Consider the following 25,882-nt stretch of genomic DNA (forward strand, 5'->3'; position numbering starts at 1 on the left):
GCGTCAGACGGGGAGTGCGCGTGTCCACTGCGATCGCTGTGACCGGCGCCGACATGGCGCTGCCCGCGCAGGACGAGCGGACCGTGCCCGCCGTCGTCCTGCGCGACCTCGGCCAGGAGCCGTTGGAACGCACGCTCGACACCCTGCGGACCCTGCTCGACCAGCACGGACACCTGATCGTGGTGTGCTCGCGGGCCCTGCCCGAGGCCGCGGTGCGCCGGCTGCACACCGCCCGCGTGCTGCTGGAGAGCGACCGCATCGCCCTGTTCCGGCCCGAGCTGCCGCCCCTGGCCGTCGCCGTCCTGGCCCGGCAGTTACGCCAGCTCGCCTCCTGCGACCTCGGCCCCGGCGTACTCGCCTCCGCGGGCCGGCTGCTCACCCACTACGTCCACTGCGGAGCCGTCCTCAACTCCGTCACCCGGCTGGACCGCGTCCCCGTCGGCCTCAAGGCGCACGCCAAGTCCTGGGTGCCGGGCAGCCAGTTCGGCGTCATCGCCCACCCCGAGCCCCAACTGGTCCGCATCGGCCCCGAGGCCGCCCTGGCCGGACCCGACTTCGCCACCTGGCTGCTCGTCGCCAAGGGCCAGCTCCAGAGCGACTGGATCACCACCTCCCTCGCCCCGGCCTGGCAGGTGCTCGGGCTGCGCGAGGCCGCGCTCCCGGCCGAGTCCGCCGCCTGGTGGGGCACGGGACGGCTGGTCGAGTTCTGCGGCTACCTGCCCGACCTGTCGGTCCTCTACCAACTGGTCACGTCCGTGCGCCAGAGCCCCTGCCACTGGTGCGGCATCGACGTCATCGGGGACCGCTGCGTCTTCTGCTCCGCCGTCCCGCCCCTGCCCGAGGAACCGGCCCGGACGGCCCCGACGGCCCGGACGGGCGGGCCCCGCCGCGGCCACGCCCCTCACGACCCCACTGCCCCTCACGACCCCACTGCCCCCGAAGGCCCCCAAGGCCCCTACGAGAGCCGCACATCCGCCGGGTGAGCCCCGGGCACCGCCCTCCGATTCCGCTCGAACGACTACCCCCCGACGAGGTCGTACGGTTCATGAACTCCCGTCAGCGCCGCGGCGTGATAATCCTGGTCCTGTCCGTCATCTGCGCCCTCGGCGCGTTCGTGGGCGTGCTCTCGGTCATCGGCGACGTCAAGTCCAAGGTCGGCCCCGAGGTCACGGCGTACCGGCTCAGGACCGACGTGCAGCCCTACACGGCGCTGAGCACGAGCCAGTTCGAGAAGATCTCCATGCCCAGGCGGTGGCTGTCGCCCACCGCCGTCACCGACCTCGCGCAGCTCCGCGGCAAGATCGCGGTCACCACGCTCCAGCGGGGTTCCCTGCTGCAGAGCGACATGATGGTGGACCGGCCCGCCCTGCGCCCCGGGCAGCAGGAGGTCGCCATCATGATCGACGCGGCGACCGGTGTGGCCGGCAAGATCACACCGGGCGCCACGGTCAACGTGTACGCCACCTTCCCCGGGCAGCGGCAGGGCGACCCCGCCCAGTCCAAGATCATCGTGACCGGTGCCAGGGTGCTCGACGTGGGCCACATCACCGCCCTCGACCCGGGCGCCGACAACCGCGGCCAGCAGCCCTCCGAGGCCGTCCCGATCACCTTCGCGCTGACCACCATCGACGCCCAGCGCATCACCTACGCCGAGTCCTTCGCCCAGCGGGTCCGGCTCGCCCTGGTCGCCCCGGGCAGCGACACCGGCGTCCCCGCCAAGGACCGCACGTACGAACTCGCGAACGACAAGTGAGAGGCCCGCACGCATGCCCACCAGGATCCTCCCGGCCGTAGGCGACGCGGACGCGGTCCGGTCCATCACGACCCTGCTCAGCCAGCTCCCCGACGCCGAGCCGCTGCCCCCCGTCGCCGACTCCACCCAGCTCGTCGACTCCCTGGCGCGGCTGGCCGCCGAGTCCGTGGACGACCTGCCCGAGATCGTGGTCGTGCACGAGCGGATCGGCCCGGTCCCGGCCCTGGAACTGGTCCGCGAGGTCGCGCTGCGCTTCCCGGCGGTCGGCGTCATCCTCGTCACCGCCGACGCGGGCCCCGGCCTGTTCCCGGCCGCCATGGACGCCGGCGCCCGCGGCCTGCTCGCGCTGCCGCTGAGCTACGAGGAACTGGCCGCCCGGGTGCAGGCGGTGGCCCAGTGGTCGGCGGGCGTACGGCGCCACCTCGGGCACGGCGGCGACGTGCTGCCCGGTGTGGGCGGGCGCGTGGTGACGGTCAGCGGCGCCAAGGGCGGCGTCGGCGCCACCCTGACCGCCGTCCAGCTCGCCCTGGCCGCCCAGGCCGCCGGGCGCAGCACCGCCCTGGTCGACATGGACCTCCAGACCGGCGACCTCGCCTCCTACCTGGACGTGCAGTTCCGCCGCTCGGTCGTCGACCTCGCCGCCATCGCCGACATCTCCCCGCGCGTCCTGGCCGACGCCGTCTTCCGCCACGACAGCGGCCTCGCGCTGCTGCTCGCCCCCGCCGAGGGCGAACGCGGCGAGGAGGTCACCGACCGGGCCGCCCGGCAGATCATCGGCGCCCTGCGCTCCCGCTACGAGATCGTCGTACTGGACTGCGGGGCCCAGCTGAGCGGCGCGAGCGCGGCGGCCGTGGAGAGCGCCGACACCGCCCTGCTGGTCACCACCCCCGACGTGGTCGCGGTGCGCGCGGCCAAGCGGACGGTACGGATGTGGGACCGGCTGCAGATCCGCAAGGCGGAGGAGACCACGGTCGTGGTCAACCGCCACACCCGGGCCACCGAGATCCAGCCACCGCTCATCCGCAAGATCACCGGCACCGCGGTGGCCGGCACCGCGATCCCCGCCAACTTCAAGGAACTCCAAGGCGCGGTCGACGCCGGCCGCGTCCACGAACTGGACAACCGGAGCACCGTCAAGCAGGCCCTGTGGGGCCTGGCCGGCGAACTCGGCCTGGTCGCGGCCCCCGAGACCGCCGCCAAGGGGCACGGCCGGCCGCGCGGCGAGCGGGGCGCCGGGGGCCTGCGGCGGCGCAGGGAGGCGGGCGGATGAACAGGCGCACCGCAGCGCGGTTACGGTCCGACAGCGGACAGGTCGCCATCGAACTCCTGGGCATGGCACCGACCATCGTCATCACCCTCGTACTGCTGTGGCAGTGCGTGCTGCTGGGCTACACGTACACCCTGGCGGGCAACGCCGCCGACGAGGCGGCCCGGGCGGCCACCGCGGCGACGGGGGACCGGACGGCGGCCTGCCGTGCGGCCGGCGAGCAGGACCTGCCGGCCGCCTGGCGCGACGGCGCCGACATCACCTGCGGGGCGGGCGGCACGGGTTACGTCACGGCCGACGTACACCTGAAGGTCCCCGTCCTCCTGCCCGGCCTGATCGGCTTCCCGATCCCGGTGACCGGCCACGCCGCCGCGGTGGAGGAGGTGAAGGACTGACATGCGCCGCGTTCGTACCGCTGGAGGTGGCTGCGCTTGTGTCGCCGGTGGTGGCTGCGCCGGTCAGGGTGGAGGTGGCTGCGCTTGTGTCGCCGGTGGTGGCTGCGCCGGTCAGGGTGGAGGTGGCTGCGCGTGTGTCGCCGGTGGTGGCTGCGCCGGTCAGGGTGGAGGTGGCTGCGCGTGTGTCGCCGGTGGTGGCTGCGCCGGTCACGGCGGAGGTGGCCGCGCCCGTTACGCCGGTGGTGGCCGCGCTCGTACAGCCGATGGCGGCAACGTCCGCGCCGCCGGAGATCGCCGCGCTCGTACCGCCGGTGGCGGCAGCGCCCGCACGACTGGTGACGGCAGCGCTCTTGCGGCCGGTGACGGCAGCGCCCGTACCGCCGGAAAAGGCCGCATCGCGCTCCCCGCGCCCTCCGGGCCCTCCGCGCGCCCCGCCCCCCGCCGCGAGCGCGGGCAGGTCGCCATCGAGTATCTCGGGTTCATCCCCGTCCTGTTGCTGGTCGCCCTGGCCGCCGTCCAGATCGGGCTCGTCGCCTACAGCGCCCAGCAGGCCGGCACCGCGGCCCGGGCGGGGGCCCGCGCGGCCTCCCTGGACAAGGACGCCCAGCAGGCGTGCGCCGAGGCGGTCAGCGGCTGGCTCGCCGGGCGTACCAGCTGCGCGGCCGCGCCCGGCGGCGACACGGTCACCGTCACCGCCACCGTCCGCATCCCGTCGGTCATCCCGCTGTGGAACCCGGTCGGCACCGCCACCAAGACCGCCACCATGCCGCTCGACCACTGACGAAGGACGAGGAGCCCGCACCCATGAGCCTGCGCGCACGGATCACCTCCCCCGAGGAGAACGGCAACCGGGGCGAGGACGGCCATCTGGTCGCCTCCTACCGGGCCAAGCTGCTGGAGGAGATCGACCTCGCGGAGATGAGCGCGCTGGCCACCGCCGACCGGCGGGCCCGGCTGGAGCGGGTGCTCGGGCACATCATCAGCCGCGAGGGCCCGGTCCTGTCCACCGTCGAACGCGCCCAGCTGATCCGCCGCGTGGTCGACGAGGCACTCGGCCTCGGCATCCTCGAACCCCTCCTCGAAGACGCCTCCATCACCGAGATCATGGTCAACGGCCCCGACGCGGTCTTCGTCGAGCGCGGCGGCCGGGTCGAACAGCTCCCGCTGCGCTTCGCCTCCCACGACCAGCTGATGCAGACCATCGAACGGATCGTCTCCACCGTCAACCGGCGCGTGGACGAGTCGAACCCGATGGTCGACGCCCGGCTGCCGTCCGGCGAACGCGTCAACGTGATCATCCCGCCGCTGTCGCTGACCGGCCCGATCCTCACCATCCGCCGCTTCCCGCGCTCCTTCACCCTGCCGGAGCTGATCTCCTTCGGCTCGCTCGACGAACCCATGCTGTACCTGCTGGCCGCCCTGGTGCAGGCCAAGTTCAACATCATCGTGTCCGGCGCCACCGGCACCGGCAAGACCACTCTGCTCAACGCCCTCTCCGGCCTGATCCCCGAGGGCGAACGCATCATCACCATCGAGGACTCCGCCGAACTCCAGCTCCAGCAGGCGCACGTCGTACGGCTGGAGGCGCGCCCGCCCAACGTGGAGGGCCGCGGCCGGATCGGCATCCGCGACCTCGTGCGCAACTCGCTGCGCATGCGCCCCGACCGCATCGTCGTCGGCGAGGTCCGCGGCGGCGAGTCCCTGGACATGCTCCAGGCCATGTCGACCGGCCACGACGGCTCGCTGGCCACCGTGCACGCCAACAGCGCCGAGGACGCCCTGATGCGCCTGCAGACCCTCGCCTCCATGTCCGACGTGGAGATCCCCTTCCCCGCCCTGCACGACCAGATCAACAGCGCCGTGGACGTCCTGGTGCAGCTCACCCGGTTCGCCGACGGCGCCCGCCGCGTCACCGAGATCGCCCTGCTGGACAGCCACGGCAGCGAGCCGTACCGGCTGGCGACCGTCGCCCGCTTCGCCGCCCGCCCGATGACCGGCGACGGCCGTATCCATGGCGTCTTCGCGTACCACCCGCTGCCCCGCCGCGCCGCCGACCGCCTCTACATGGCGGGCCAGCCGCTGCCCGCGGCCTTCGGCGTCGCCCAGTCCGCCGACCAGTTGGCCACCCGGGAAGCCAGGTAGGAGCACCCCATGGACATGACCACGGACAGGTGCACGGGCCGGAGCACGGACAGGTGCACGGGCCGGAGCACGGACAGGAGCACGGACAGGAGCACCCCATGGACTTGAGCACCCTCGTCGCCCTCACCACCGGCGCCACCCTGCTGGCCTGCGTCCTGGCCGTCGTCGGCCTGCACGCCCACACCACGGGCCGCGCCCAGCGGGCGGAACTCGTCGACCGGCTGACGTACACCGGCCCGGCCCCGGCCGGCCGCCGGCGCCGCTTCCCGAACCTCGACCGCCGCCTGCGCCGCACCAAGACCGGCCGCCGGCTGGAACGGAGACTGGCCGCCACCGGCCTGGACGTCACCCCCGGCGAGTTCTTCGCCGCCATGCTCGCCGTCACCGCCGCCCTCTGGCTGATCGGGCAGGCCGCCCTGGCCCCCTTCTTCGGCCCGCTCGCCGGCCTCCTCGGCATCTGGGCGGCCCTGCAGTTCCTCACCTGGCAGCGGCAGAAACGCATCGAGAAGTTCATCAACCAGCTTCCCGAACTGGCCCGCATCCTCGCCAACGCCACGCAGGCCGGCCTCGCCCTGCGCACCGCCATCGGCATGGCCGCCGAGGAACTGGAGGCCCCGGCAGGCGAGGAACTCGGCAAGGTCGCCCACCAGCTCGCGCTGGGCGCCTCGATGGACGACGCGCTCGGCGAGTTGGCCGACCGGCTGCCCTCACGTGAACTGGTCGTCCTGGTCACCACCCTGGTCCTGTCCAACCGGGCGGGCGGCCAGGTGGTCAGCGCCCTGCGCAACCTCACCGAGACCCTGGAGGAACGCAAGGAGACCCGCCGCGAGATCCGCACCCAGCTCTCCCAGGTCACCATGACCTCCTACGCCGTCCCCGTGCTCGGCGTCGGCGCGCTCTTCCTGATGAACGGCGTCCGGTCGGGCGCCCTCGAACGCATGACCGGCTCCCCGGCCGGCCAGATCGCGGTCATCATCGCCTTCGCCCTGTACGCCGTCGGGTTCTTCCTGATCCGGCGGCTGTCCCGCATCGACGTCTGAACCACCCGGCCGACGCAAGACGGAAGGAGGCGCGGCGACCGATGGCATGGCTGCTCGCGCTCATGATGGGCCTCGGCGTCTTCGGCGCCTTCGCCGGCGTCCGCATGTACCGCGCCGACGCCCGGCTGCCCAGCGACCTGGCGCTCGCCCTGGAGGTCGGCGCCACCCGCACCGGCGCGGTCGACTCGGTCATCGACCGCCTCGGCATGCGCTACGCCCCCGCCGTCCTGCGCCTGATGGGCCCGAAGCTGGTCGCCCGCTACCGCCGCAGGATCGACCTGGCCGGCAACCCGGGCGGCCTGACCATCGACCGCTACGCGGCCCGGCGCGCGGTCTACGGCTTCCTGGGCGGCGTCGGCGGCCTGGTGTTCGTGGTGCGCGGCCAGTATCTGGTGGCCGTGCTCCTGCTCGCCTTCGGCGCGTTCTGGACGGAGGTCGGCATCTGGTCGGCCATCCGCATCCGGCGGGACGTGATCGAGCGGACCCTGCCGGACTTCCTCGACGTGCTCGCGGTCGTGGTCAGCGCCGGACTCGGCTTCCGCCAGGCCCTGGACCGCGTCGCCACGCGCTACGAGGGCCCGTGGGCGGACGAACTGCGCATCACCCTGCGCCAGATGGACCTCGGCATGAGCCGCCGCGAGGCCTTCGCGGAACTGCGCCGCAGGAACGACTCCGAGCAGGTCGCCATGTTCGTCACCGCCCTCCAGCAGGGCGAGGAACTGGGCGCCCCGATCGTGGACACGCTGGTCGCCCTCGCCAAGGACATGCGCCGCACCGACGCGCAGAACGCCCGCCGCAAGGCCGCCCGCGCCGTCCCCAAGGCCACCTTGATGATCACCACCTTCATGGTCCCGGCCACCCTGATCCTCCTCGCCGCGGGCCTGATCCTGGGCTCCGGAGTGGACTTCGGCTCGGTGACGGGGAAGTAGGGGAAGTCAGGGGCGGGACGAGGGGGAGGGGTGAGGTCATGACGGTGACGGGGGAGCGGACGGGGCGGGGAGCGGGCCCGGCGTCGGTGTCGACGTCGGCGCCTTCGCCGCTGCCGGGGATACCGAGGCAACCGGGTGGGCGTATGACGCGATCGGCACGGGCCGGACGACGCGATACGGCAGGTGACCGGGCAGGGGACGGCCACGAGGCCCCGGACGATGGCGGCGTCATGGATGACGTGGCCGGGGTCGGCGTCCCGGACGGCGGCGGCGAGCGCATCCAGATCAGCGCGCTCCAGGCGATGTGCCGCCACGTCTTCGCCTTCCGCCTGGCGATGATCGCCCTCTCCGCCCCCGCCGCGCTCGTGCACGCCGCCCCCGGCCTGGCCGTGCGCCTGGTCGGGACGGCCGTGGTCGTCACGTTCATGGGCTCGTACGTCCTCTTCCGGGACTGGGAACGCTTCGGCCCCCTCCTGCTGCGCCACCCCACCCTCCTCGCGCTGGACACCCTCCTCGGCTCGCTCCTGCTCGTCGCGGCCGGCCCCGACAGCCCCCTGGCCTACGTCAGCGTCTGCACCCCCCTGCTGGCCGGCCTGGTCTACAGCTGGCGCGGCGCGGCGATCTTCGCCTCGCTCCAGTCACTGATCCTGCTCCTCGTCCACACCGCCTCCAGAGGCCCGCACACCGGCCTGGCACAGGCCGCGCTCTTCCCCGGCCTGTGCCTCATCGCGGGCGCGGCCGGCGCCACCCAGCGCACCCTGCTGCTCCGTTTCGGAGCGGCGACGCGGGCCCTGACCGCGGTCCAGGCGCGGCTGGCCGTCACCGAGGCGGTGGCCGCCGAACGGGCGCGCCTGGCACGGGAGATGCACGACTCGGTGGCGAAGACGCTGTACGGCGTGGCACTGGCCGCCGACGGCCTGGCGAACACGGCGGGCGCGGCGGGCACGGACCATGGGGACCCGGAGCTGATCGCGCGGCAGGCGGAACTGGTGGCCCGCTCGGCACGCCGCGCCGCCGCCGAGGCACGGGAGCTGCTGACGGACCTGCGCCGCGAGAACGACCCGAGGCAGGGAATCGACATCCTGGCGGAACTGGCGGCCAAAGTGCGGGATTTCAGCGTTCGCACGGGACTGCCCGCCGTCTGCCGCCACCGCCCGTCCGACGACACGGACGCACCGGACGCGGGAGACATGCCGTTGCTGCCCCCCGCCGTGGCCCGGCAGCTCCTCGCGGTGGCCGCGGAGGCGATGGAGAACGCCCACCGCCACGCGGCACCGACCCGCGTCGAGGTGAGCGCGGGCCGCGAAGGCGACCTGCTGTGCCTCACCGTCAGCGACGACGGCCGCGGCCTGCCCCCCGGCACAACGCTCGAACAATTACGCGGCTCGGGCCACTTCGGCCTGGTCGGCATGGCCGAGCGGGCGGCGTCGGTGGGCGCCCGCCTCCGCATCGGCCGCGGCACTCACCAAAGGGGCACGGAGGTCCGCCTGGAACTCCCGCTGGGAGCCGTGACGCCACCACCCCCTGACTCTTTGACCCTGTGAACCCCGAGAGGAGGCCACCGATGCCGACGCCGACGCCGACGCCGAACGAGCAACCCGCGCCCCTGCGCGTCGTCGTCGCGGACGACAACCCGGTCGTCCGCGCCGGCCTGACGGCCCTGCTCTCCGGCCGCCCGGACATCACGGTGGTCGCGGAGGCCGCCGACGGCCGCGAGGCGTGCGAGGCGACCCGCGCCCACCGTCCGGACGTCGTCCTCCTGGACGTCCGCATGCCCGGCGTCGACGGCATCTCCGCGCTGCCGTACCTCGTGCCGATCGCCCCGGTGGTGATGCTCACCTACAGCCGCGAGCCGGAGGTCGTCCAGGAGGCCCTGCGCCGGGGCGCGGGCGGCTATCTGGTCCACGGCGAGTTCACAGCCGCCCAACTGGTGGACGCGGTACGCGACGTCAGGGCGGGCAGGGCCCACTTCACCGCCACGGCGGCGGACGCGCTGCTGGCCCGGCTGCGTGAGGACGGTCCCCCCGGGGGGTCGAGAGGCTTAGAAGATGCAACTGCACATGCGCATCAGCCATCAACTCCCAACCAGCCCAACATTTCTGTAAAAAACCTTTCGCACTTGCAACTGAATATGGGACAGTCGTCGTCGGGACGGGCGAGTGACCGCCCGGCCACCGTCGACAGGTCGAAGTACCAACTCAGCGCGAGGGAGGCGGAGATCATGGATCTCATCGCGTCCGGCATGACGAACCACCAGATCGCCGCCGCCTGCTTCATCAGCGAGAAGACCGTCAAGAACCACATCAACCGCATCTTCGCCAAGCTCCACAGCACCAGCCGCTCCGAGGCCGCCGCAAAGTGGCTGGGCACGGCTCCGGGCTCGTCGCACCGAGGGCGGGGGTGAAAGCCGGGATGCCGCTACGACTTTGGGCCCGGAAATGGGCCCAGGGACCCTCGCGGACCCTCACCCCTCCGGCGTACGGTTCCGCCGCCGCAAGCGGCACCGAGCCCGAACCCGGAGGGGAACACCATGAGCAACCTGATGCTGAAGACCGCGGTTGCGACCAAGATCCGCGTGAACGGCTGGAAGAACACCACGGCGGAAGCGATGCGCCGCCGCGCCGGCGACAAGGGCCAGACCGCGGTGGAGTACCTGGGCATCATCGCGGTGGTGGTAGCGATCGTGCTGGCGATCACGGGCACGGGCATCGGCCAGACGATCCTCGGAAAGATCACGGGACTGATCGCCAAGGTCGGCAATTGACACGACCGCGGCGCCACGGCGACGAAGGGCAGGCTTTCCCCATCTACCTCACGGTGGTGGCGGGCCTGCTCTTTCTCGCTTTCGCGTACTTCGCGGTCGGCCAGGCGACGGTGAACAGGAGCGGTGCCCAGACGGCCGCCGACGCGGCGGCGCTCGCGGCGGCCCAGGACACCCGGGACCAGCTCGCCGGAGAGTGGGTCAAGGACATACTCGATCCGGCCAAGTGGCAGCAGATCTTCGACGGCGACGGCCCGGGGCTCCAGCTGTCGTGCCGGCGGGCGTACGAACTGGCCCAGCGGAACGACGCCCATGTGCTGGACTGCGCGCCCAGCGGGCCGCTGTCCTACGCGGTCGATGTCGAGACCGACAAGTCCATGGGGAAGTCGGTCGTCCCCATCACCGAGAACAAGCACTCGAAAGCGCACGCCACTGCCGTGATCGAGCCGCTCTGCTCGTTTCCGTCTCCGGCTGCGGCTCCAGGCCCTGACGCGTTGCCGCGTCTCACCTGCAAGAACAGGTACTGGGACCTGGATCCGAAGGATCTCACCGACCTTCCCAAGCCGAACGATCTCTTCGACGTCCATCTGGCCGACCGATAAGCGAACGACGAGTGACGAAGGAAGCAGAGCGATGAGCATTCGTTTCACTGCGAAGGCCCACAGGGGGGTGGTCGCCCTGGCCTTGACGGCCGGACTTGCCTTCGGAGCAGTCGGCTGCGGTGGTGGGGGCAGCGGGGGCGGGGATGACAAGAAGCCGGAGGCTCCGGCGACGGCCTCGAAGGACGGCGGTTCCAATCCGAGTACGCAGGAGGGGCAGTCCCAGGCACCCATCGCCGAGATTCAGGGCCAGGACGGACTGCTTCTTCAAATCACGTCCGCTCAGCGGGACGCGGGTGGCTTCGTCACGGTCAACGGAACACTGAAGAACGACGGAGCCAAGTCGGTGGTTGTCCCGCCACAGACCAGCGGCAACGAAACCGAGATCATCAAGAACGGACCCTCGCTGGGCGGCGCCACGCTCGTGGACGCGAAGGGTAAAAAGCGCTACTACGTGCTGCGGGACACGGACGGGCGGCCGTTGACCACGACCGGTCTCGGCAACATGGAACCAGGCCAGACACTCCCCGTCTTCATGCAATTCCCCTCCCCCCCGACCACCACCACAGACGTCACCCTCCAACTCCCCACCTTCTCCAGCGCCACCGTCAAGATCTCCGGATGAGGCGGCCACCATGACCCGACCCCGTCTCACCCTCACCCTCACCCTCACAGCCACCACCGTCCTCCTCGCCGCCCACCTCTGCGGTGCCGTCGCGGCGCGGGCGGACGGCGGGCCGAGTGTGCCGCCCGGCACGGAACCCTCCGCGTCCGCTCCCGTGAAGGTCGACCCGAACGACCCGGACCTCAAGCTCCCCGAGGGCGCCACCCTCGCCGCGCCCAAGGTGCTGGACATCAAGTCGGTGGTCGAGGACCAGGGCGGCGAGGAACGCCGTGAGGACACCAACACCGACGTGACGTTCGCCCTTCAGGCCGAGGTGCTGTTCGCCAAGGACAGCGCGAAACTGAGCGACCAGGCACGCTCCCGTATCGACGCCATCGCACAGGAGATCAAGAAGCAGCACGCGACCCAGGTCCGCGTCTTCGGCTTCACCGACAACCTCGGCACCCACGAACACGGCGTCGCCCTGTCCAAGCAGCGCGCCAACGCCGTCCAGGACGTCCTCTCCCAGGAGCTGAACGACCCGACCGTCACCTTCGACGTGCGCGGCTACGCGGAGGACTACCCCATCGCGGACAACTCCACGGAGGACGGCCGCAAGAAGAACCGCCGAGTGGAGGTCACCTTCCCCCGCACCCAGAGCTGAGCGGCCACCCCTACACCCCTTGCTCGCCCTCCGCCTCCGCCTCCACCGCCACCCGTACCCCGGCCCGCAGCCCCCACCCCGCCATCGCCCCCGCCGCCGCCTCCAGGACATGGCGGGAGCGGAGGCGGGGGAGGCCGAGGCGGTTGGGCCGCATGGTGCGGACGGCGAGGACGCGCAGCCCGCGGTCGAGATAGGCGACGTCGATCGGGACGCGCATGCGGAAGGTGTGCACCCCGCTCGCCGGGGAGAGCAGCATCGCGCCGTCGACCGTGTCCCGGCCGAGCAGGCCCTTGGTACGGGCCCGGTAGGAGGTCGCCAGCTCCACCCCGACCCTCACCGGCGCCACCGCACCAGCCCCTTCGCGCTCACCCCCGTACACGACCAGCGTCCCCACCCCGTCCCGCCAGCGCCGCCCCATGCCCCGTCGCCTCCTCACCGCCCCGACCACCACCACCACCGCGCCGCCGCCGTCATCGTCGTCGAGCCGCAGCCGTACGACCGTATCCGCACCACGGCGCCCCCACACGCCCTCCACCGATGCCCGCCCGCCCGCGCCGCCGGCGAATAGGGCGAGCGCCACCAGCCCGTACCTGAAAAGATCCCCCCATGGCAGCCCCCCACCCCGGCCCGCACCCTCAACCCCACCCCCACCCCCGCCCCAACCCCCGCTCCCGCTCCCACCCTCGCCCCTTCGAAGATCTCGTGGCCGAGGGGGTCGCCGCGCCCACCGAAGGGTGGGACTTCTCGTGGTTCGAGGGGCGGGCCACCGAGGCGCGGCCCTCGTGGGGGTACGCCGTGTCGCTGGCCGGACGGCTGTCCCGCGCGCGGGCGGTGCTCGACGTGCAGACCGGCGGCGGCGAGGTCCTCGACTTCGCGCTCGGGCGGGCCGCCCGGGCGCCCGCGCTGCTCGCGGCCACGGAGGGCTGGCCGCCCAACGTCGCCAAGGCCACCGAACTGCTGGGCCCGCGCGGCGTCGTGGTGGTCGCGGCCGAGGAGGACGCGCCGCTGCCGTTCGCGGACGCCGCCTTCGACCTGGTCATCAGCAGGCACCCGGTCCGCCCGCACTGGACGCGGCTCCTGCGCGTCCTGCGGCCCGGCGGCACGTACTTCGCCCAGCACGTCGGACCGGCCAGCGCCTTCGAACTCGTCGAGTACTTCCTGGGCCCGCAGCCCGAGGAGGTCCGCACCGCCCGGCACCCCGACCGGGAGCGGGCGGACGCGCGGGCGGCCGGGTTCGAGATCGTCGGCCTGCGCGCGGAGCGCCTGCGCATGGAGTTCCACGACATCGCGGCCGTCGTGCACTTCCTGCGCAAGGTGGTCTGGATGGTGCCGGGCTTCACCGTCGAGGCGTACGAGCCGAGGCTGCACGAGCGGATCGCGGCCGAGGGCCCGTTCGTGGCGCACAGCACGCGCCATCTGGTGGAGGCCCGCCGGCCCGGGTGACGCCGTCCGGTGGTGACGGGACGGCGTCCGGAGCGGCTCCCACCGGTCACAGTTTCCACATCGTTATCGCCTGCCCCTCCCGTCACTAGGCCGTCTGGCGTAAGTTCAGACCAACGAAATTCGCGTGCGCAAAGCTGCGCGGGGTGGGCATCGCGCAGTGGAGGGGGCTGCGCGAAGCCGGGCCCCTGATGGCGGCGGCCACGCGGCCGCCGGCCGGCCGCGGCCGGGGCGCCGCCCGCGTCAAGCGGGTGTTCGCGGCCGGGTCGCCCACACGGGGGACTCGGGGACAACTCGCCGAGCGCGTCCCAGATGGCGCAAACCTTTCGAAATCTGTCGCATCCAGGCTGTATTGCCTGTGAATCCACTGTGATCCGGCCATGATCGGCTCATGATCGGTCGCGGAATGGCAGCTTCCAGACCCCTGGAGGTGTCGCCGGGCGACTCCGGAGAGTAGTTGTGGCGCGCTGATGCACGCAGCATCACTTACGAAGGGTTATGGTGGAAACCCCCCCCTCGGGCCGGTCCGTCTCCCCCCCACGGACCGGCCCGTTTTTCTTGCACGGCGCTGCACGACGGCGCTGCACGGTGCCGTACGACGCTTCCCCCGGGCCCCTCCGGCTTCCCCGCGGAGGGCCGGCACCGCGTCGTACTCCCGGGCGCGCGCCACGGCCCGTGGGGGCACCCTGGGGAGGGCCGGGGGTAGGCTTCGCCCCCGAGGACCGCCATACGGACGAGGCCGCCGCACGGACAGGGAACGCCCCCGGGCCGCGCCTGTCCGATCCATACGGAGGGGCTGACGAACACGTGAACCTGCGCGACAAGCTGCGCAGCCTGCTGGTCAGGCTGTACGCGCGCCGGGTGGAAGGCCACCTGGACCACGCTCAGGTGCCCAAGCACATCGGCGTCATCATGGACGGCAACCGGCGCTGGGCGAAAGCCGCGGGTTCCAGCGCAATGCACGGCCACCGGGCCGGCGCCGAGAAGATCGAGGAGTTCCTCGGCTGGTGCACCGAGACGGACGTCGAGGTCGTCACCCTCTGGCTGCTGTCCACGGACAACTTCGACCGCCCCCCGGACGAGCTGGTCCCCCTGCTCGGCATCATCGAGGACGTCGTGCGCACCCTGGCCGCCGACGGCCGCTGGCGCGTGCACCACGTGGGCACCATGGACCTGCTCCCGGCGGGCATGCAGGCCGTCCTCAAGGAGGCCGAGGAGGCCACCGCCGACGTCCGGGGCATAGTGGTCAACGTCGCCATCGGGTACGGCGGGCGCCAGGAGATCGCCGACGCGGTGCGCTCCATGCTGCACGACGCCCACGACCGGGGCGTGGCCATGGGGGACCTCGCCGAGGCCGTCGACGTCGAGATGATCGGCCGCCACCTCTACACCAAGGCCCAGCCCGACCCCGACCTGGTGATCCGCACCAGCGGCGAGCAGCGGCTGTCCGGCTTCATGCTCTGGCAGACCGCCCACTCCGAGTACTACTTCTGCGAAGTCTTCTGGCCGGCCTTCCGCAAGGTCGACTTCCTGCGCGCGCTGCGCGACTACGCGGCCCGCCACCGCCGCTACGGAGGCTGATCCTCCGGCCGGCCCACCCGCGCGGGCGCTGTCCGCCGGGTCCTGCCCGCGCGCCTTTCCCCAGGACGCGCGTACCTCCCTTCACAGGGAGTTCATCAGCGCGCCGTCCCGTGCATTTGCATGGCGGCGTGATTTCGAGGGCATAGACCAGACAGGTCGACACCCGAACCACGGGTGTCGGATCTCAGCGGGCGGCGCGGAGCCGTCCGCCCGGGAGGCCCTTTGCACCAGCCCCGCCGTGCGGCCACCGTACGGGAGCAGCCGCGGAGGGCCGGTTCGCGGCCCGCGCGCGTGCACGGCGGCCGTCGACCGGCCCTGATGCCCCCACCCTCCCGGCCCGGCATCGCCTTCGTCGCTCCCCGACCTCTTCCGAGGGGGTACGTCCTTCCGTGGTGACCAGCACACAGCGCCGTAAGCCCGACCGGCGCACCTACGTTCTCGACACCAGCGTCCTGCTGGCGGACCCGAACGCCCTGACCCGCTTCGACGAGCACGAGGTCGTGCTCCCCATCGTCGTGGTCACGGAACTGGAGGCCAAGCGGCACCATCCCGAACTCGGCTACTTCGCCCGGCAGGCCCTGCGCCTGCTGGACGACTACCGGGTCCGGCACGGCCGCCTGGACGCCCCCCTTCCGCTCGGGGACCTCGGCGGCACGCTCCGGGTCGAGCTGAACCACTCGGACCCCAGCGTGCTGCCCAGCGGCTACCGCCTGGGGGACAACGACTCGCGCATCCTCGCGGTCGCCCGCAACCTGCAGGCCGAGGGGTACGACGTCACGGTCGTCTCCAAGGACCTGCCGCTGCGCATCAAGGCGTCGTCCGTCGGGCTCCTGGCCGAGGAGTACCGGGCCGAACTGGCCATCACCGACGCCTCCGGCTGGACCGGCATGTCCGAACTCACCCTGCCGGCCGAGCAGGTGGACATCCTCTTCGAGGCGGGCCACGTCCACGCGCCCGAGGCCGCCGGACTGCCCGTGCACACCGGCCTGACCATCCACTCGGAGCGCGGCAAGGCGCTGGGCCGGGTCACCGCGGACGGCAAGGTCCGCCTGGTGCGCGGCGACCGGGAGGTGTTCGGCATCAAGGGGCGCAGCGCCGAGCAGCGCATCGCGCTGGACCTGCTGCTCGACCCGGACGTCGGGATCGTGTCGATGGGCGGCCGGGCCGGCACCGGCAAGTCGGCCCTTGCGCTGTGCGCGGGCCTGGAGGCGGTGCTGGAGCGCCGTCAGCACCAGAAGGTGATGGTCTTCCGCCCGCTGTACGCGGTCGGCGGGCAGGAACTGGGCTATCTGCCCGGCACCGAGGCCGAGAAGATGAGCCCCTGGGCGCAGGCGGTCTTCGACACGCTGTCGGCGGTCACCTCCCGCGAGGTCATTGAGGAGGTCACCGCGCGCGGGATGCTGGAGGTGCTGCCGCTCACCCACATCCGCGGCCGCTCGCTGCACGACGCGTTCGTCATCGTGGACGAGGCCCAGTCCCTGGAGCGCAACGTCCTGCTGACCGTGCTGTCCCGGATCGGCGCCGACTCGCGGGTGGTGCTCACCCACGACGTGGCGCAGCGCGACAACCTGCGGGTCGGCCGGTACGACGGAGTGGTCGCCGTGGTGGAGAAACTGAAGGGGCATCCGCTCTTCGCGCATGTGACGCTGACCCGGTCCGAGCGGTCCCAGATCGCCGCCCTGGTGACCGAAATGCTGGAGGAAGGGCCCATCTGATCCCTTGATCCCCCGTTCGCACACCTGTGTCAGACAGGGGGATGTGCACCGCGGTTGCGCCGTCCGGCAAAGGTGGAGAGCCTAGCCGGGCGGCGCCGTCGTGCGCGGGCATTTCCACAAATCCCCTGGGCCGAACGTGATGTGAGCTTTCACACGCAACCCGGAATTGCCTCGCGGCGTTCGGTTACGGCAGAGTCTCACTCCTGTCAGGCCCCGCATACGACACAGCTGTATCCCCAGCGGAACAGCGCCACTTGAGCACCATCTCAACTCCATAGCGTCGTCGTATGCCGCCCGAAGCACCACACGGCGCTCCCGTCACGGGAGCCGTCCACCGGGCCCGTGCCTCCGTGACCCGTAGTGGGGAGGCCAGTGCCAGGGGCACGATCGCGTCCGCGAGGGTCACCGAAGCGGGCGATGCTGGAAGGAAACCGTGTGAGCCGGATCTCGGTCCGGGGATTCGCAGTGGCCTCCGCCACCGCGGTCACCGCTGTCGGAAGCGTCGTCGGTGTTGCCTCGGGCAGCACCGCGCAGAACAACGACGCCGCCGCACCGGCAGCCGATGCCACCCTCCTCGCCGACATCCCGGCGGGTCAGCAGGCCCAGGTGCAGACCGCCTCCCTCGCGCAGCAGGCCGACGTCCAGGCCATCGCCGCCGACGCGAGCGCCAAGAAGGACGCCGAGGAGGCGGCCCGCAAGGCCGCCGCCGAGACCGCGATCGCCAAGAAGGCGGCGGCGGAGAAGGCGGCCAAGGATGCCAAGGAGCGCGCGGACCTCAAGGACGCGGCCAGCCGCAGCGCGACCCGCGACGCCTCCAGCTTCCCGCCGCAGAGCTCGTACACGGTCGCGCAGGTGCAGGCGATCGCACGGCAGATCGTGCCGGGCGGTCAGTTCCAGTGCTTCAGCAACATCGTGGACCACGAGTCCACCTGGAACTACCGTGCGGTCAACGCCTCCTCCGGCGCGTACGGCCTGGTCCAGGCGCTGCCCGGCTCCAAGATGTCCTCCGTGGGCGCCGACTGGCAGACCAATCCGGCCACGCAGATCAAGTGGGGCCTCAACTACATGAACGACCGCTACGGCAGCCCCTGTGACGCCTGGTCGTACTGGCAGGTCAACCACAACTACTGACCGGCCCGGCCCGCAGCTCAACCCCGCGCAGCCCCTCCCCGTCCTAGGGGGAGGGGCTGTCGCCATGTAGCGTCTGACGCAACGACTCCTGGGGGGAGTGGTGGGGAGAGACGGGGGAAGAGGACGGATCATGTCGCGAGTGCCAAGGTGGCTCGGCCGGCTCGGCGCCGGACTGACCGAGATGGGTGAACGGCTCGACGAGCGCCGCGCCGAGGTCGAGAAGGAGCACACCGGGCCCGGGGCGGAACCGGCCGCGGAGGCGGCGCAGGTCCTGGACCACGTGACGGTCGTCCCGGCCAGACCCGACCCCGCCCAGGCCGTGCCCTGGGGCGTCCGGGTGGCCGCGGAGGCCGGCTGGCGGCTGCTGGTGCTGGCCGGCACGGTCTGGGTGCTGATGCGGGTCATCAGCGCCGTGCAACTGGTGGTGCTGGCCTTCGTCGCCGCGCTGCTGATCACCGCGCTGCTCCAGCCCACGGTGGCCCGGCTGCGGCGCTACGGGCTGCCGCGCGGCCCGGCCACCGCACTCACCGCGATCCTCGGCTTCGTCATCATGGCGCTGATCGGGTGGTTCGTGACCTGGCAGGTCATGGAGAACATCGACAACCTCTCCAACCAGATCCAGGACGGCATCGACGAGCTGCGCAAGTGGCTGCTGAACAGCCCCTTCCATGTCACCGACAAGCAGATCAACCAGATCGCCAAGAGCCTGCGGGACGCCATCGGCGCCAACACCGACCAGATCACGTCGACCGGCCTCGAAGGCGTCACGGTGATCGTGGAGGCCATGACGGGGATCCTGCTGACCGTCTTCTCGACGCTGTTCCTGCTCTACGACGGACGGCGGATCTGGGAGTGGACGCTCAAGCTGGTGCCGGCGGCGGCCCGCCCGGGTGTGGCCGGGGCCGGTCCGCGCGCCTGGCGCACCCTGACGGCGTACGTCCGGGGCACGGTGATCGTGGCCCTGATCGACGCGATCTTCATCGGGCTCGGGATCTACTTCCTGAACGTGCCGATGGCGGTGCCGCTGGCCGTGTTCATCTTCCTGTTCGCGTTCATCCCGCTGGTGGGCGCGGTGGTGTCGGGGGCGCTGGCGGTGGTCGTCGCGCTCGTCACCCAGGGCGTGTTCACGGCGGTGATGGTGCTGGTCGTGGTGCTGGCCGTGCAGCAGATCGAGGGCCATGTGCTACAGCCGTTCATCCTGGGCCGCGCGGTGCGCGTCCATCCGCTGGCGGTGGTGCTCTCGGTCGCCGCGGGCGGCATGATCGCGGGCATCGGCGGCGCGGTGGTGGCGGTGCCGCTGGTCGCGGTGACCAACACGGTGGTCGGCTATCTGCGCGGATACGCCCAGGAGGCCGCCGCCCGGCAGGCCCGGCAGACCCAGGGCGGCGCCACCGCGCTGGGCACGGTGACCGTCGAGCGGACACCGGCGCAGACGCCGCCGGCCACCCCGTCCGGCACCCCGTCCGACCCGCCGCCGGAGCCCGAGCCGGGCCGGTAGCGCGGGTCCCCCGGGACTCCCGGGATCACGGGACTCCCGGGATCACGGAACCACCGGGATCACGGGATGCGCCGCTCCCGGCGGCGGGCGACCATGTCCCCATGGCCGAGGCGGTCGAGGCACACGTCGGGCACAGCCATCTCTTCCCCGGCGCCCGGGTGCGCGTGGAGCACCTGTCCGCGCTGCGCCCCTGCGCGCTGCGGCTGTGCTTCTCCGACGGCGAGCGGGCGCCCGCCGAGATCCTGCTCTCCCCCTCGGGCGAGGCCGTACTCGCCGTCGAGGAGTACACCACCGGGGCGGGCACCCGCCTGCCGGCCCGCACCTGGGCCGTCCGGGAGTACGGACCCGACGACGGCGACGGTGACGGCGGCACCGAGGCCGTCACCCTGCGACTGGGCGGCCGGCTCCCTTAGCGGGCCGGACGGCACGCACGCACGTACACACATATGCACGTACGTACGACGAAGGCCCCGCCCGTTCCCGGGTGGGGCCTTCGTCGTACGTACGTCAGTGCGAGGTCACTCGGCGAGGACGGCTTCCGCCTCCAGGGTGACGCCGACGGCCTGGACGACCGAGGCGATCTTGAAAGCCTCCTGGACGGTCTCCCGCTCGACACCGGCCTTGCGCAGCACCTGCTCGTGCGAGTCCAGGCACATGCCGCAGCCGTTGATGGCCGAGACCGCGAAGGACCACAGCTCGAAGTCGGTCTTGTCGACACCGGGGTTGCCGATGACGTTCATCCGCAGGCCGGCGCGCAGGGTGCCGTACTCGTGGTCCGACAGCAGGTGCCGGGTGCGGTAGAAGACGTTGTTCATCGCCATGATCGCGGCGGCGGACTTGGCCGCCGTGTACGCCTCGGGCGTGAGGTTGGCCTTCGCCTCCGGCTCCAGCTCGCGCAGGACGATCGGCGAGCGCGACGCGATGGCCGTGGCCAGCACGGTGCCCCACAGCTGCTGCGCGGGCAGGTCGCTGTTGCCGATGACCGAGCCCAGGTTGAGCTTGAGGTCCTTGGCGTAGTCCGGGACGGCGGCCTTCAGGGAGTCGAGGGACATGCCTCACTCACCAGCCAGCAGCGCGACCGGGTCCAGGGTCTCGTCGCCCTTGCTCCAGTTGCACGGGCACAGCTCGTCGGTCTGCAGGGCGTCCAGGACCCGCAGGACCTCCTTGGGGTTGCGGCCCACGGAACCGGCGGTCACCATCGTGAACTGGATCTCGTGGTTCGGGTCCACGACGAACACGGCGCGCTGCGCGAAGCCGTCCTCGCCCTCGATGCCCAGCTCGCGCATCAGCTCGTGCTTGGAGTCGGCCAGCATCGGGAACGGCAGGTCGGTCAGGTCCGGGTGGTCCTTGCGCCAGGCGTGGTGGACGAACTCGGAGTCGCCCGAGAAGCCGAGGATCTGCGTGTCACGGTCGGCGAACTCGTCGTTCAGCTTGCCGAACGCGGCGATCTCGGTCGGGCAGACGAAGGTGAAGTCCTTGGGCCACGCGAAGACCACGAGCCACTTGCCCTCGTAGGACTTGTGGTGGATCTGCTCGAACTCCTCGCCCTTCTCCAGCGAGACGCAGGCGGTCAGTTCGAACTCGGGGAACTTGTCACCGACAGTGAGCACACGCTCTCCTTGCAGCGAGGAAACACCGGTTTTGCCCGTGTTTCCCATGGGTTGGACCTTGATGATGTTGGCACAGAGTCGATTGATTACGGAAATAGCTACACTCGGTCGTGTTGATCGGAGGTAGTTATCAGTGACCGTCGGTAATATCGGCAGGCGCCGCAGCCTGCCCAGCCTCTCCCAGCTCCGCGCCTTCGCCGCCGTCGCCGAGCACCTGCACTTCAGGGACGCCGCCGCCGCGATCGGGACGAGCCAGCCGGCCCTGTCCGGCGCCGTCTCCGCGCTGGAGGAGACACTCGGCGTGACCCTCGTCGAGCGTACGACGCGCAAGGTGCTGCTCTCGCCCGCGGGGGAGCGCCTCGCGGTGCGGGCCAGGGCGGTCCTCGACGAGGTCGGCGCGCTGCTGGAGGACGCCGAGGCGGTCCGGGCGCCCTTCACCGGCGTACTGCGGCTCGGCGTCATCCCCACGGTGGCGCCCTATCTGCTGCCCACCGTGCTGCGCCTGGTCCACGACCGTTACCCCGACCTCGACCTCCAGGTGCACGAGGAGCAGACCGCGAGCCTGCTGGACGGGCTGGCCGCCGGACGGCTGGACCTGCTGCTGCTCGCGGTGCCCCTGGGCATGCCCGCGGTGACCGAACTGCCGCTCTTCGACGAGGACTTCGTCCTGGTCACCCCGATCGACCACCGGCTCGGCGGCCGGGAGGGCATACCGCGCGAGGCGTTGAAGGAACTGAACCTGCTCCTCCTCGACGAGGGGCACTGCCTGCGCGACCAGGCCCTGGACATCTGCCGCGAGGCCGGCCGCGAGGACGCCCCGGTGACCACCACCGCGGCCGGGCTGTCCACCCTCGTCCAGCTCGTCGCCGGGGGCCTGGGCTGCACCCTGCTGCCCCGCACCGCCCTCAAGGTCGAGACCTCCCGCAGCAACCAGCTGCTCACCGGGTACTTCGCCGAGCCCGCCCCCTCCCGCCGGGTCGCGCTCGCCATGCGCGCCGGCGCGGCCCGCGGCGCCGAGTACCGGGAACTGGCCGCCGCCCTGCGCGCCGACCTGCGCGCCCTGCCGGTCCGCGTGCTGGACGCCGACGCCGGCGCCCGCGCCTGAGCGCACTCCGCGCCGAGGGCCCCTCCCCGGACGGGAAGGGGCCCTCGACGTGCAGGGGCGTCGGCGCGCCTCACTCCGTACGCAGGCCCTCCGGACGCATCAGCCGCAGCAGCGGCGGCAGGCTGAGCAGGGTGACCGCGAGGACGACGCCCGCGCCGATCCCGGTCATCGTCAGCACGCTCGGCCAGTCCACGGCCACCGTCGTGTCGGTCATCTTCAGCAGCACCGTGCCCAGCCCCAGGCCCACGCCCGCCGCCAGCAGCAGGCCCAGCGAGATGGGGATGGCCGTCTGCCACAGCACCGACAGGCTCAGCGTGCGCCGCCGGGTGCCGAAGGCGACCAGGGCCGACAGCAGCTTGCGGCGTTCGCGCAACTGCTCCAGCTGGGAGACCAGCAGGCTCGCGCCGATCAGCGCCAGCACACAGGTCGCGCCGGCCAGCAGCCCGGTGCGGATGGTGGTGAACTTCTTGGACTCCTCGGTGGAGGACCAGACCATCACGTTCGCGAGCGGGTCCACCGCGGCGGCCGTGTTGCGCACGAACTCGCGGACGTCGGGCACGGTGTCGTCGGTGGAGACGTAGACCTGCGCGGTGGGCTGGCCGGCCGCCGCCGGGACCGCGCTCCGCGTCAGCAGGAATCCGCCGCGCTCCACGCCGGTGGGGTCCTTGATGGAGCGGGCCTTGAGCAGGCCCTGGGGCACCGTCCAGCGGATCTCGCGGCCGTTGCTCATGCCCGTGGCGGTGTCCAGGTACAGCTTCCTGCCGGGCTTGGCGAGGGCGGCGATGTCCGCGTCGTACTCGGCGCCCTCCACCATGAAGGTGTCCCCGTCGCGGCAGGAGGGCAGGGTCGCCACCTCACGCAGCGCCGTGCAGTCGCCGATGGTCACCGAGGCGTTGAGCTTCGCGCCGTCAGGGCCGTTGTGGCTGGTGCTGCCGGCGTCGCCGTCCCCCAGGGCGTAGGCCTTGCGCACGCCCTTGGTCGCCCGCAGCCTGGCGACCGCGGTGTCGGCCGGCGCCCCGCGCGAGAGCTGCACCTGGAGCTGGACGCGGTCGACATCCTTGCCGGTCGACTTGGTGTAGTCGCCCTGGACGCCCGTGAAGAGCATCTGCAGGGCGATCGCCCCGGCCACCGCGACCGCGATGCCGTTCACCATGCGGGCCGCCGTGCCGCTGCTCAGCTGGAGCCTGCGCACGGCGAGCTGCCAGGCCACCGGGCCCCGGCCGAGCCGGGCGACGACCGTCTCCACGATCCACGGCAGCAGCGCGGTCACCCCGACCAGGAGCAGCAGGACACCGCCGCTGACCTGGAACTGGTTGAAGTCCCCGTGGTCGCGCCCCTTGCCCATCAACGGGTAGAGCAGCGCCAGGCCGGCGGCCGGCAGCAGCAGCCGCCACCACAGCCGGCGCCGCGCGGGCCTGGCCGTACGGACCACGCCGAGCGGTTCGATGACCACCCCGCGCAGCGCGAGCAGCGTCACCAGCACCGCCGCCGCCGGGACGGCGACCGCGACCAGCGCCGCCAGCGCGGGCGACGGGTTGAGGTAGCTGGGGAAGACGCTGATGCCGAGGACCTCCGCCGAACCGGCGACCTCACGGCCGATCAGGAAGAAGACCGTGCCGAAGACCAGCCCGAGCAGCGAGCCCGCCATCGCCTCGCCCGCCGCGATCCGGCGGGTCATCCGGCTGTCGGAGCCGACCAGCCGCAGCGCGGCCAGCCGGCGGTCGCGCCGCTCGCCGCCGAACCGCACGGCCGCCGCGATGAACACGGCCACCGGCATCAGCAGCACCACGAAGACGACCAGCACCAGCAGGATCAGCACCGGGTCCGGCTTGCTGGAGGTGCGGTCGGGAGACCCGTACTGGCTGATCCGGGCCGTCTGCCAGCCGTTGATGTGCGGCGCGAGGTGCTGCGCGCCGGCGTAGTAGGCGAGTTCCTGCGAGCCGATCAGCCCGCTCTCGCCGATCGTCCCGGTCACCCGGTACGGCAGCCGCTGCCGCAGCAGCTTTCCGTCGTCGGAGTCGAGCAGCCGCTTGAGCGCGGGGGAGACGACCATCTCACCGGGCGCCGGGTAGGACGTCAGTCCCGGCGCGAGGGGCGCCTTCGGGCCCTCGGGCTCGACCAGCCGGCCGCGGATGTCCTTCTCGTGGTAGCTGGTGTCGTTGTCCGCGATCACCAGCGTGTTGTCGGCCTTGGGCTTGACCGTCTGGCTGTACGTGAAGTCCGAGCGGTCCCGGTCGCGTTCGTGCCGTACCGCCAGCGCGCTCGGCAGCGCGGTGGTCAGCAGTAGCAGCGCCACGCCGAGTCCCACGCCGAAGGCGGTCAGCACCACCCGGGTCCAGCCCTCGCGCCCGCCGGTGAACGCGAACTTGGCCCCCATGCGCAGGTCGCGGGCCCACTGAGCGGCGTTCATACGAGGCGCTCCATGTCCCGGGACTTGCCGTCGCGTACGACGATCTCGCGGTCGGAGTACGCGGCCACCCGCGCCTCGTGCGTGACCAGCACGACGGCGGCGTTGGCGGACCGGGCGGCCTCGGTGAGCAGTTCCATCACGCGCTCGCCGTTGAGCGAGTCGAGCGCGCCGGTCGGCTCGTCCGCGAACAGCACCCGCGGACCGGTGACCAGCGACCGCGCCACCGCGACCCGCTGCCCTTGGCCGCCGGAGACCTCGCCGGGCCGCTTCTTGGCCAGGTCGTCGACCTCCAGGCGCTCCATCCAGCCCAGTGCGGCGCGTTCGGCCTCCTTGCGCGGGGTGCCGTTCAGGCGCAGCGGCAGGGCGACGTTCTCCACACAGGTCAGCTCGGGCACGAGCTGGCCGAACTGGAAGACGAACCCGAACTCCGAGCGCCGCAGCGCACTGCGCTGGGCGTCGGACATGGCGGACAGCTCACGGCCGTCGTAGGTGATCGTGCCCGAGTCGGGGGTGACGATCCCGGCGAGGCAGTGCAGCAGCGTGGACTTGCCGGAGCCGGAGGGGCCCATCACGGCGACGACCTCGCCGGGGTGGATGGAGAACTCGGCGCCGTCCAGGGCGGTGGTCGGGCCGTAGGCCTTGCACAGGTTCTCGGCGGCCAGCAGGGAGCCGGGGGGAGGAGTCATCGCGTTACCGCCTCACGGAGCTTGTCGAGGCGCGCGGCGGTGAGTTCCAGCCACCGCAGGTCGGCCTCCAGGTGGAACAGGGCGTGGTCGCAGATCAGCTGGTCCGCCAGGTCGCCCGTGCGCTTGCGGTCGGTGAGGATGCGCATGCTGCGCAGGTGCTCCGAGCGCTGGGAGTCGAGGACGTCGGCGGCGTCGCGCCGGGTGAGCAGGGCCAGGACGACCTTGGTGTACAGGGTCGACTGGAGGTACGGCTCGGGCTTCTCCGGCGTGGCCAGCCACCGCTCCACGTCGGTGATGCCGGCCTCGGTGATGGCGTACCGCTTGCGTTCGGGGCCGCCGCCCGTCTCGACGCCGTCGACCTCGACGAGGCCGTTCTTCAGCAGCCGGGACATGGTCGAGTAGACCTGGCCGTAGTGCAGCGGCCGGTCGTGGCCGAACGTCTCGTCGAAGGCGCGCTTGAGGTCGTAACCGTGGCGCGGCCCGGACTCCAGGAGCCCCAAAAGGGTGTGACCGATGGACATGCGGAGCACTCTACACAGCGTGTATACGCAC

27 protein-coding genes are annotated in these 25,882 nt (G+C 72.0%); 21 read left to right on the forward strand and 6 right to left on the reverse strand.

Annotated features, from left to right (window positions below):
- Window positions 1-53 precede the first annotated feature (53 nt).
- From ABZ858_RS34815 to ABZ858_RS34880, 14 genes are all read left to right on the forward strand, one after another.
- Window positions 54-983, forward strand: a complete 930-nt coding sequence (locus tag ABZ858_RS34815) for a hypothetical protein (protein ID WP_361388252.1) — start codon at window positions 54-56, stop codon at window positions 981-983.
- 62 nt (window positions 984-1,045) lie between these two features.
- The gene (gene cpaB / locus ABZ858_RS34820; protein WP_361388154.1) at window positions 1,046-1,753 is read left to right on the forward strand and encodes a Flp pilus assembly protein CpaB; all 708 of its coding nucleotides are present in this window, start codon (window positions 1,046-1,048) and stop codon (window positions 1,751-1,753) included.
- 13 nt (window positions 1,754-1,766) lie between these two features.
- A complete protein-coding gene (locus tag ABZ858_RS34825) occupies window positions 1,767-3,023 on the forward strand; it encodes an AAA family ATPase (RefSeq protein WP_361388157.1) in 1,257 nt (418 codons plus the stop codon).
- Complete coding sequence (locus ABZ858_RS34830) at window positions 3,020-3,415, forward strand: TadE/TadG family type IV pilus assembly protein (RefSeq protein ID WP_361388160.1); 396 nt, start codon at window positions 3,020-3,022, stop codon at window positions 3,413-3,415. Before ABZ858_RS34825 ends, ABZ858_RS34830 begins: the two co-directional genes overlap by 4 nt.
- A 394-nt stretch (window positions 3,416-3,809) precedes the next feature.
- Window positions 3,810-4,196, forward strand: a complete 387-nt coding sequence (locus ABZ858_RS34835) for a TadE/TadG family type IV pilus assembly protein (protein ID WP_361388255.1) — start codon at window positions 3,810-3,812, stop codon at window positions 4,194-4,196.
- 23 nt (window positions 4,197-4,219) lie between these two features.
- Window positions 4,220-5,557, forward strand: a complete 1,338-nt coding sequence (locus ABZ858_RS34840; RefSeq protein WP_361388163.1) for a CpaF family protein — start codon at window positions 4,220-4,222, stop codon at window positions 5,555-5,557.
- Window positions 5,558-5,655: 98 nt separating this feature from the next.
- A complete protein-coding gene (locus tag ABZ858_RS34845) occupies window positions 5,656-6,597 on the forward strand; it encodes a type II secretion system F family protein (RefSeq protein ID WP_361388166.1) in 942 nt (313 codons plus the stop codon).
- 41 nt (window positions 6,598-6,638) lie between these two features.
- Window positions 6,639-7,526, forward strand: coding sequence for a DUF5936 domain-containing protein (locus ABZ858_RS34850; RefSeq protein WP_361388169.1), 888 nt, complete (start codon window positions 6,639-6,641; stop codon window positions 7,524-7,526).
- 230 nt (window positions 7,527-7,756) lie between these two features.
- The gene (locus ABZ858_RS34855; RefSeq protein ID WP_361388172.1) at window positions 7,757-9,070 is read left to right on the forward strand and encodes a histidine kinase; all 1,314 of its coding nucleotides are present in this window, start codon (window positions 7,757-7,759) and stop codon (window positions 9,068-9,070) included.
- A 20-nt stretch (window positions 9,071-9,090) separates the two neighbouring features.
- A complete protein-coding gene (locus tag ABZ858_RS34860; protein ID WP_361388175.1) occupies window positions 9,091-9,930 on the forward strand; it encodes a response regulator transcription factor in 840 nt (279 codons plus the stop codon).
- 126 nt (window positions 9,931-10,056) lie between these two features.
- Complete coding sequence (locus tag ABZ858_RS34865; protein WP_361388178.1) at window positions 10,057-10,290, forward strand: hypothetical protein; 234 nt, start codon at window positions 10,057-10,059, stop codon at window positions 10,288-10,290.
- Window positions 10,287-10,889, forward strand: a complete 603-nt coding sequence (locus ABZ858_RS34870; protein ID WP_361388181.1) for a pilus assembly protein TadG-related protein — start codon at window positions 10,287-10,289, stop codon at window positions 10,887-10,889. The genes ABZ858_RS34865 and ABZ858_RS34870 overlap by 4 nt, the downstream gene beginning before the upstream one ends.
- A gap of 31 nt (window positions 10,890-10,920) precedes the next feature.
- Window positions 10,921-11,511 carry a hypothetical protein gene (locus ABZ858_RS34875; protein WP_361388184.1) on the forward strand — a complete coding sequence of 197 codons (591 nt, stop codon included), beginning with the start codon at window positions 10,921-10,923 and terminating at the stop codon, window positions 11,509-11,511.
- Between the two features lie 10 nt (window positions 11,512-11,521).
- Window positions 11,522-12,154: an OmpA family protein gene (locus tag ABZ858_RS34880; RefSeq protein WP_361388187.1), complete on the forward strand. Its 633-nt coding sequence runs from the start codon at window positions 11,522-11,524 to the stop codon at window positions 12,152-12,154.
- A 10-nt stretch (window positions 12,155-12,164) separates the two neighbouring features.
- Here the strand turns inward: ABZ858_RS34880 and ABZ858_RS34885 are convergent, their stop codons facing one another.
- Entirely contained in the window at window positions 12,165-12,572 is a 408-nt protein-coding gene (locus ABZ858_RS34885) for a DUF192 domain-containing protein (protein ID WP_361388258.1), read from the reverse strand.
- Between the two features lie 188 nt (window positions 12,573-12,760).
- Between ABZ858_RS34885 and ABZ858_RS34890 the strand changes: the two genes are divergently transcribed.
- From ABZ858_RS34890 to ABZ858_RS34915, 6 genes are all read left to right on the forward strand, one after another.
- The gene (locus ABZ858_RS34890; RefSeq protein WP_361388190.1) at window positions 12,761-13,597 is read left to right on the forward strand and encodes a methyltransferase domain-containing protein; all 837 of its coding nucleotides are present in this window, start codon (window positions 12,761-12,763) and stop codon (window positions 13,595-13,597) included.
- Window positions 13,598-14,401: 804 nt separating this feature from the next.
- Entirely contained in the window at window positions 14,402-15,175 is a 774-nt protein-coding gene (locus ABZ858_RS34895) for an isoprenyl transferase (protein ID WP_361388193.1), read from the forward strand.
- A gap of 389 nt (window positions 15,176-15,564) precedes the next feature.
- On the forward strand, window positions 15,565-16,890 hold the full coding sequence (locus ABZ858_RS34900) for a PhoH family protein (RefSeq protein ID WP_361388196.1): 1,326 nt from the start codon (window positions 15,565-15,567) through the stop codon (window positions 16,888-16,890).
- A 435-nt stretch (window positions 16,891-17,325) separates the two neighbouring features.
- Window positions 17,326-18,021, forward strand: coding sequence for a transglycosylase SLT domain-containing protein (locus tag ABZ858_RS34905; protein WP_361388199.1), 696 nt, complete (start codon window positions 17,326-17,328; stop codon window positions 18,019-18,021).
- Between the two features lie 130 nt (window positions 18,022-18,151).
- Complete coding sequence (locus ABZ858_RS34910) at window positions 18,152-19,519, forward strand: AI-2E family transporter (protein WP_361388202.1); 1,368 nt, start codon at window positions 18,152-18,154, stop codon at window positions 19,517-19,519.
- 101 nt (window positions 19,520-19,620) lie between these two features.
- On the forward strand, window positions 19,621-19,932 hold the full coding sequence (locus ABZ858_RS34915) for a hypothetical protein (RefSeq protein WP_361388205.1): 312 nt from the start codon (window positions 19,621-19,623) through the stop codon (window positions 19,930-19,932).
- 105 nt (window positions 19,933-20,037) lie between these two features.
- Here the strand turns inward: ABZ858_RS34915 and ABZ858_RS34920 are convergent, their stop codons facing one another.
- Window positions 20,038-20,571 (reverse strand): alkyl hydroperoxide reductase, encoded by a 534-nt coding sequence (locus ABZ858_RS34920; protein WP_361388208.1) that lies wholly within the window; start codon window positions 20,569-20,571, stop codon window positions 20,038-20,040.
- A gap of 3 nt (window positions 20,572-20,574) precedes the next feature.
- Window positions 20,575-21,129, reverse strand: a complete 555-nt coding sequence (locus tag ABZ858_RS34925; RefSeq protein ID WP_361388211.1) for a peroxiredoxin — start codon at window positions 21,127-21,129, stop codon at window positions 20,575-20,577.
- 133 nt (window positions 21,130-21,262) lie between these two features.
- On the opposite strand from ABZ858_RS34925, the gene ABZ858_RS34930 reads away from it, so the two are divergent.
- Entirely contained in the window at window positions 21,263-22,234 is a 972-nt protein-coding gene (locus ABZ858_RS34930) for a LysR substrate-binding domain-containing protein (protein ID WP_361388214.1), read from the forward strand.
- 70 nt (window positions 22,235-22,304) lie between these two features.
- On the opposite strand, the gene ABZ858_RS34935 is transcribed toward ABZ858_RS34930, so the two are convergent.
- Genes ABZ858_RS34935 through ABZ858_RS34945 form a run of 3 tightly spaced genes read right to left on the reverse strand, consistent with a single transcriptional unit; the run spans window position 22,305 to window position 25,851 of the window.
- Window positions 22,305-24,644, reverse strand: a complete 2,340-nt coding sequence (locus tag ABZ858_RS34935; RefSeq protein WP_361388217.1) for an FtsX-like permease family protein — start codon at window positions 24,642-24,644, stop codon at window positions 22,305-22,307.
- Window positions 24,641-25,330, reverse strand: coding sequence for an ABC transporter ATP-binding protein (locus tag ABZ858_RS34940; RefSeq protein ID WP_361388220.1), 690 nt, complete (start codon window positions 25,328-25,330; stop codon window positions 24,641-24,643). The genes ABZ858_RS34935 and ABZ858_RS34940 overlap by 4 nt, the downstream gene beginning before the upstream one ends.
- Complete coding sequence (locus ABZ858_RS34945; RefSeq protein ID WP_361388223.1) at window positions 25,327-25,851, reverse strand: PadR family transcriptional regulator; 525 nt, start codon at window positions 25,849-25,851, stop codon at window positions 25,327-25,329. The genes ABZ858_RS34940 and ABZ858_RS34945 overlap by 4 nt, the downstream gene beginning before the upstream one ends.
- Window positions 25,852-25,882: the final 31 nt, after the last annotated feature.

Source organism: Streptomyces sp. NPDC047017, from assembly GCF_040644175.1.
Lineage (GTDB): Bacteria > Actinomycetota > Actinomycetes > Streptomycetales > Streptomycetaceae > Streptomyces.

What these genes read in the sequence shown, in the direction of transcription:
- ABZ858_RS34885 (WP_361388258.1), bottom strand. Translation starts at nt 12,572, where the DNA reads ATGGGGCGGCGCTGGCGGGACGGGGTGGGGACGCTGGTCGTGTACGGG.
- ABZ858_RS34910 (WP_361388202.1), top strand. Translation starts at nt 18,152, where the DNA reads ATGTCGCGAGTGCCAAGGTGGCTCGGCCGGCTCGGCGCCGGACTGACC.
- ABZ858_RS34840 (WP_361388163.1), top strand. Translation starts at nt 4,220, where the DNA reads ATGAGCCTGCGCGCACGGATCACCTCCCCCGAGGAGAACGGCAACCGG.
- ABZ858_RS34880 (WP_361388187.1), top strand. Translation starts at nt 11,522, where the DNA reads ATGACCCGACCCCGTCTCACCCTCACCCTCACCCTCACAGCCACCACC.
- ABZ858_RS34850 (WP_361388169.1), top strand. Translation starts at nt 6,639, where the DNA reads ATGGCATGGCTGCTCGCGCTCATGATGGGCCTCGGCGTCTTCGGCGCC.
- ABZ858_RS34815 (WP_361388252.1), top strand. Translation starts at nt 54, where the DNA reads ATGGCGCTGCCCGCGCAGGACGAGCGGACCGTGCCCGCCGTCGTCCTG.
- cpaB (WP_361388154.1), top strand. Translation starts at nt 1,046, where the DNA reads ATGAACTCCCGTCAGCGCCGCGGCGTGATAATCCTGGTCCTGTCCGTC.
- ABZ858_RS34945 (WP_361388223.1), bottom strand. Translation starts at nt 25,851, where the DNA reads ATGTCCATCGGTCACACCCTTTTGGGGCTCCTGGAGTCCGGGCCGCGC.
- ABZ858_RS34865 (WP_361388178.1), top strand. Translation starts at nt 10,057, where the DNA reads ATGAGCAACCTGATGCTGAAGACCGCGGTTGCGACCAAGATCCGCGTG.
- ABZ858_RS34890 (WP_361388190.1), top strand. Translation starts at nt 12,761, where the DNA reads ATGGCAGCCCCCCACCCCGGCCCGCACCCTCAACCCCACCCCCACCCC.
- ABZ858_RS34915 (WP_361388205.1), top strand. Translation starts at nt 19,621, where the DNA reads ATGGCCGAGGCGGTCGAGGCACACGTCGGGCACAGCCATCTCTTCCCC.
- ABZ858_RS34920 (WP_361388208.1), bottom strand. Translation starts at nt 20,571, where the DNA reads ATGTCCCTCGACTCCCTGAAGGCCGCCGTCCCGGACTACGCCAAGGAC.
- ABZ858_RS34940 (WP_361388220.1), bottom strand. Translation starts at nt 25,330, where the DNA reads ATGACTCCTCCCCCCGGCTCCCTGCTGGCCGCCGAGAACCTGTGCAAG.
- ABZ858_RS34825 (WP_361388157.1), top strand. Translation starts at nt 1,767, where the DNA reads ATGCCCACCAGGATCCTCCCGGCCGTAGGCGACGCGGACGCGGTCCGG.
- ABZ858_RS34855 (WP_361388172.1), top strand. Translation starts at nt 7,757, where the DNA reads ATGGATGACGTGGCCGGGGTCGGCGTCCCGGACGGCGGCGGCGAGCGC.
- ABZ858_RS34830 (WP_361388160.1), top strand. Translation starts at nt 3,020, where the DNA reads ATGAACAGGCGCACCGCAGCGCGGTTACGGTCCGACAGCGGACAGGTC.
- ABZ858_RS34845 (WP_361388166.1), top strand. Translation starts at nt 5,656, where the DNA reads ATGGACTTGAGCACCCTCGTCGCCCTCACCACCGGCGCCACCCTGCTG.
- ABZ858_RS34860 (WP_361388175.1), top strand. Translation starts at nt 9,091, where the DNA reads ATGCCGACGCCGACGCCGACGCCGAACGAGCAACCCGCGCCCCTGCGC.
- ABZ858_RS34935 (WP_361388217.1), bottom strand. Translation starts at nt 24,644, where the DNA reads ATGAACGCCGCTCAGTGGGCCCGCGACCTGCGCATGGGGGCCAAGTTC.
- ABZ858_RS34875 (WP_361388184.1), top strand. Translation starts at nt 10,921, where the DNA reads ATGAGCATTCGTTTCACTGCGAAGGCCCACAGGGGGGTGGTCGCCCTG.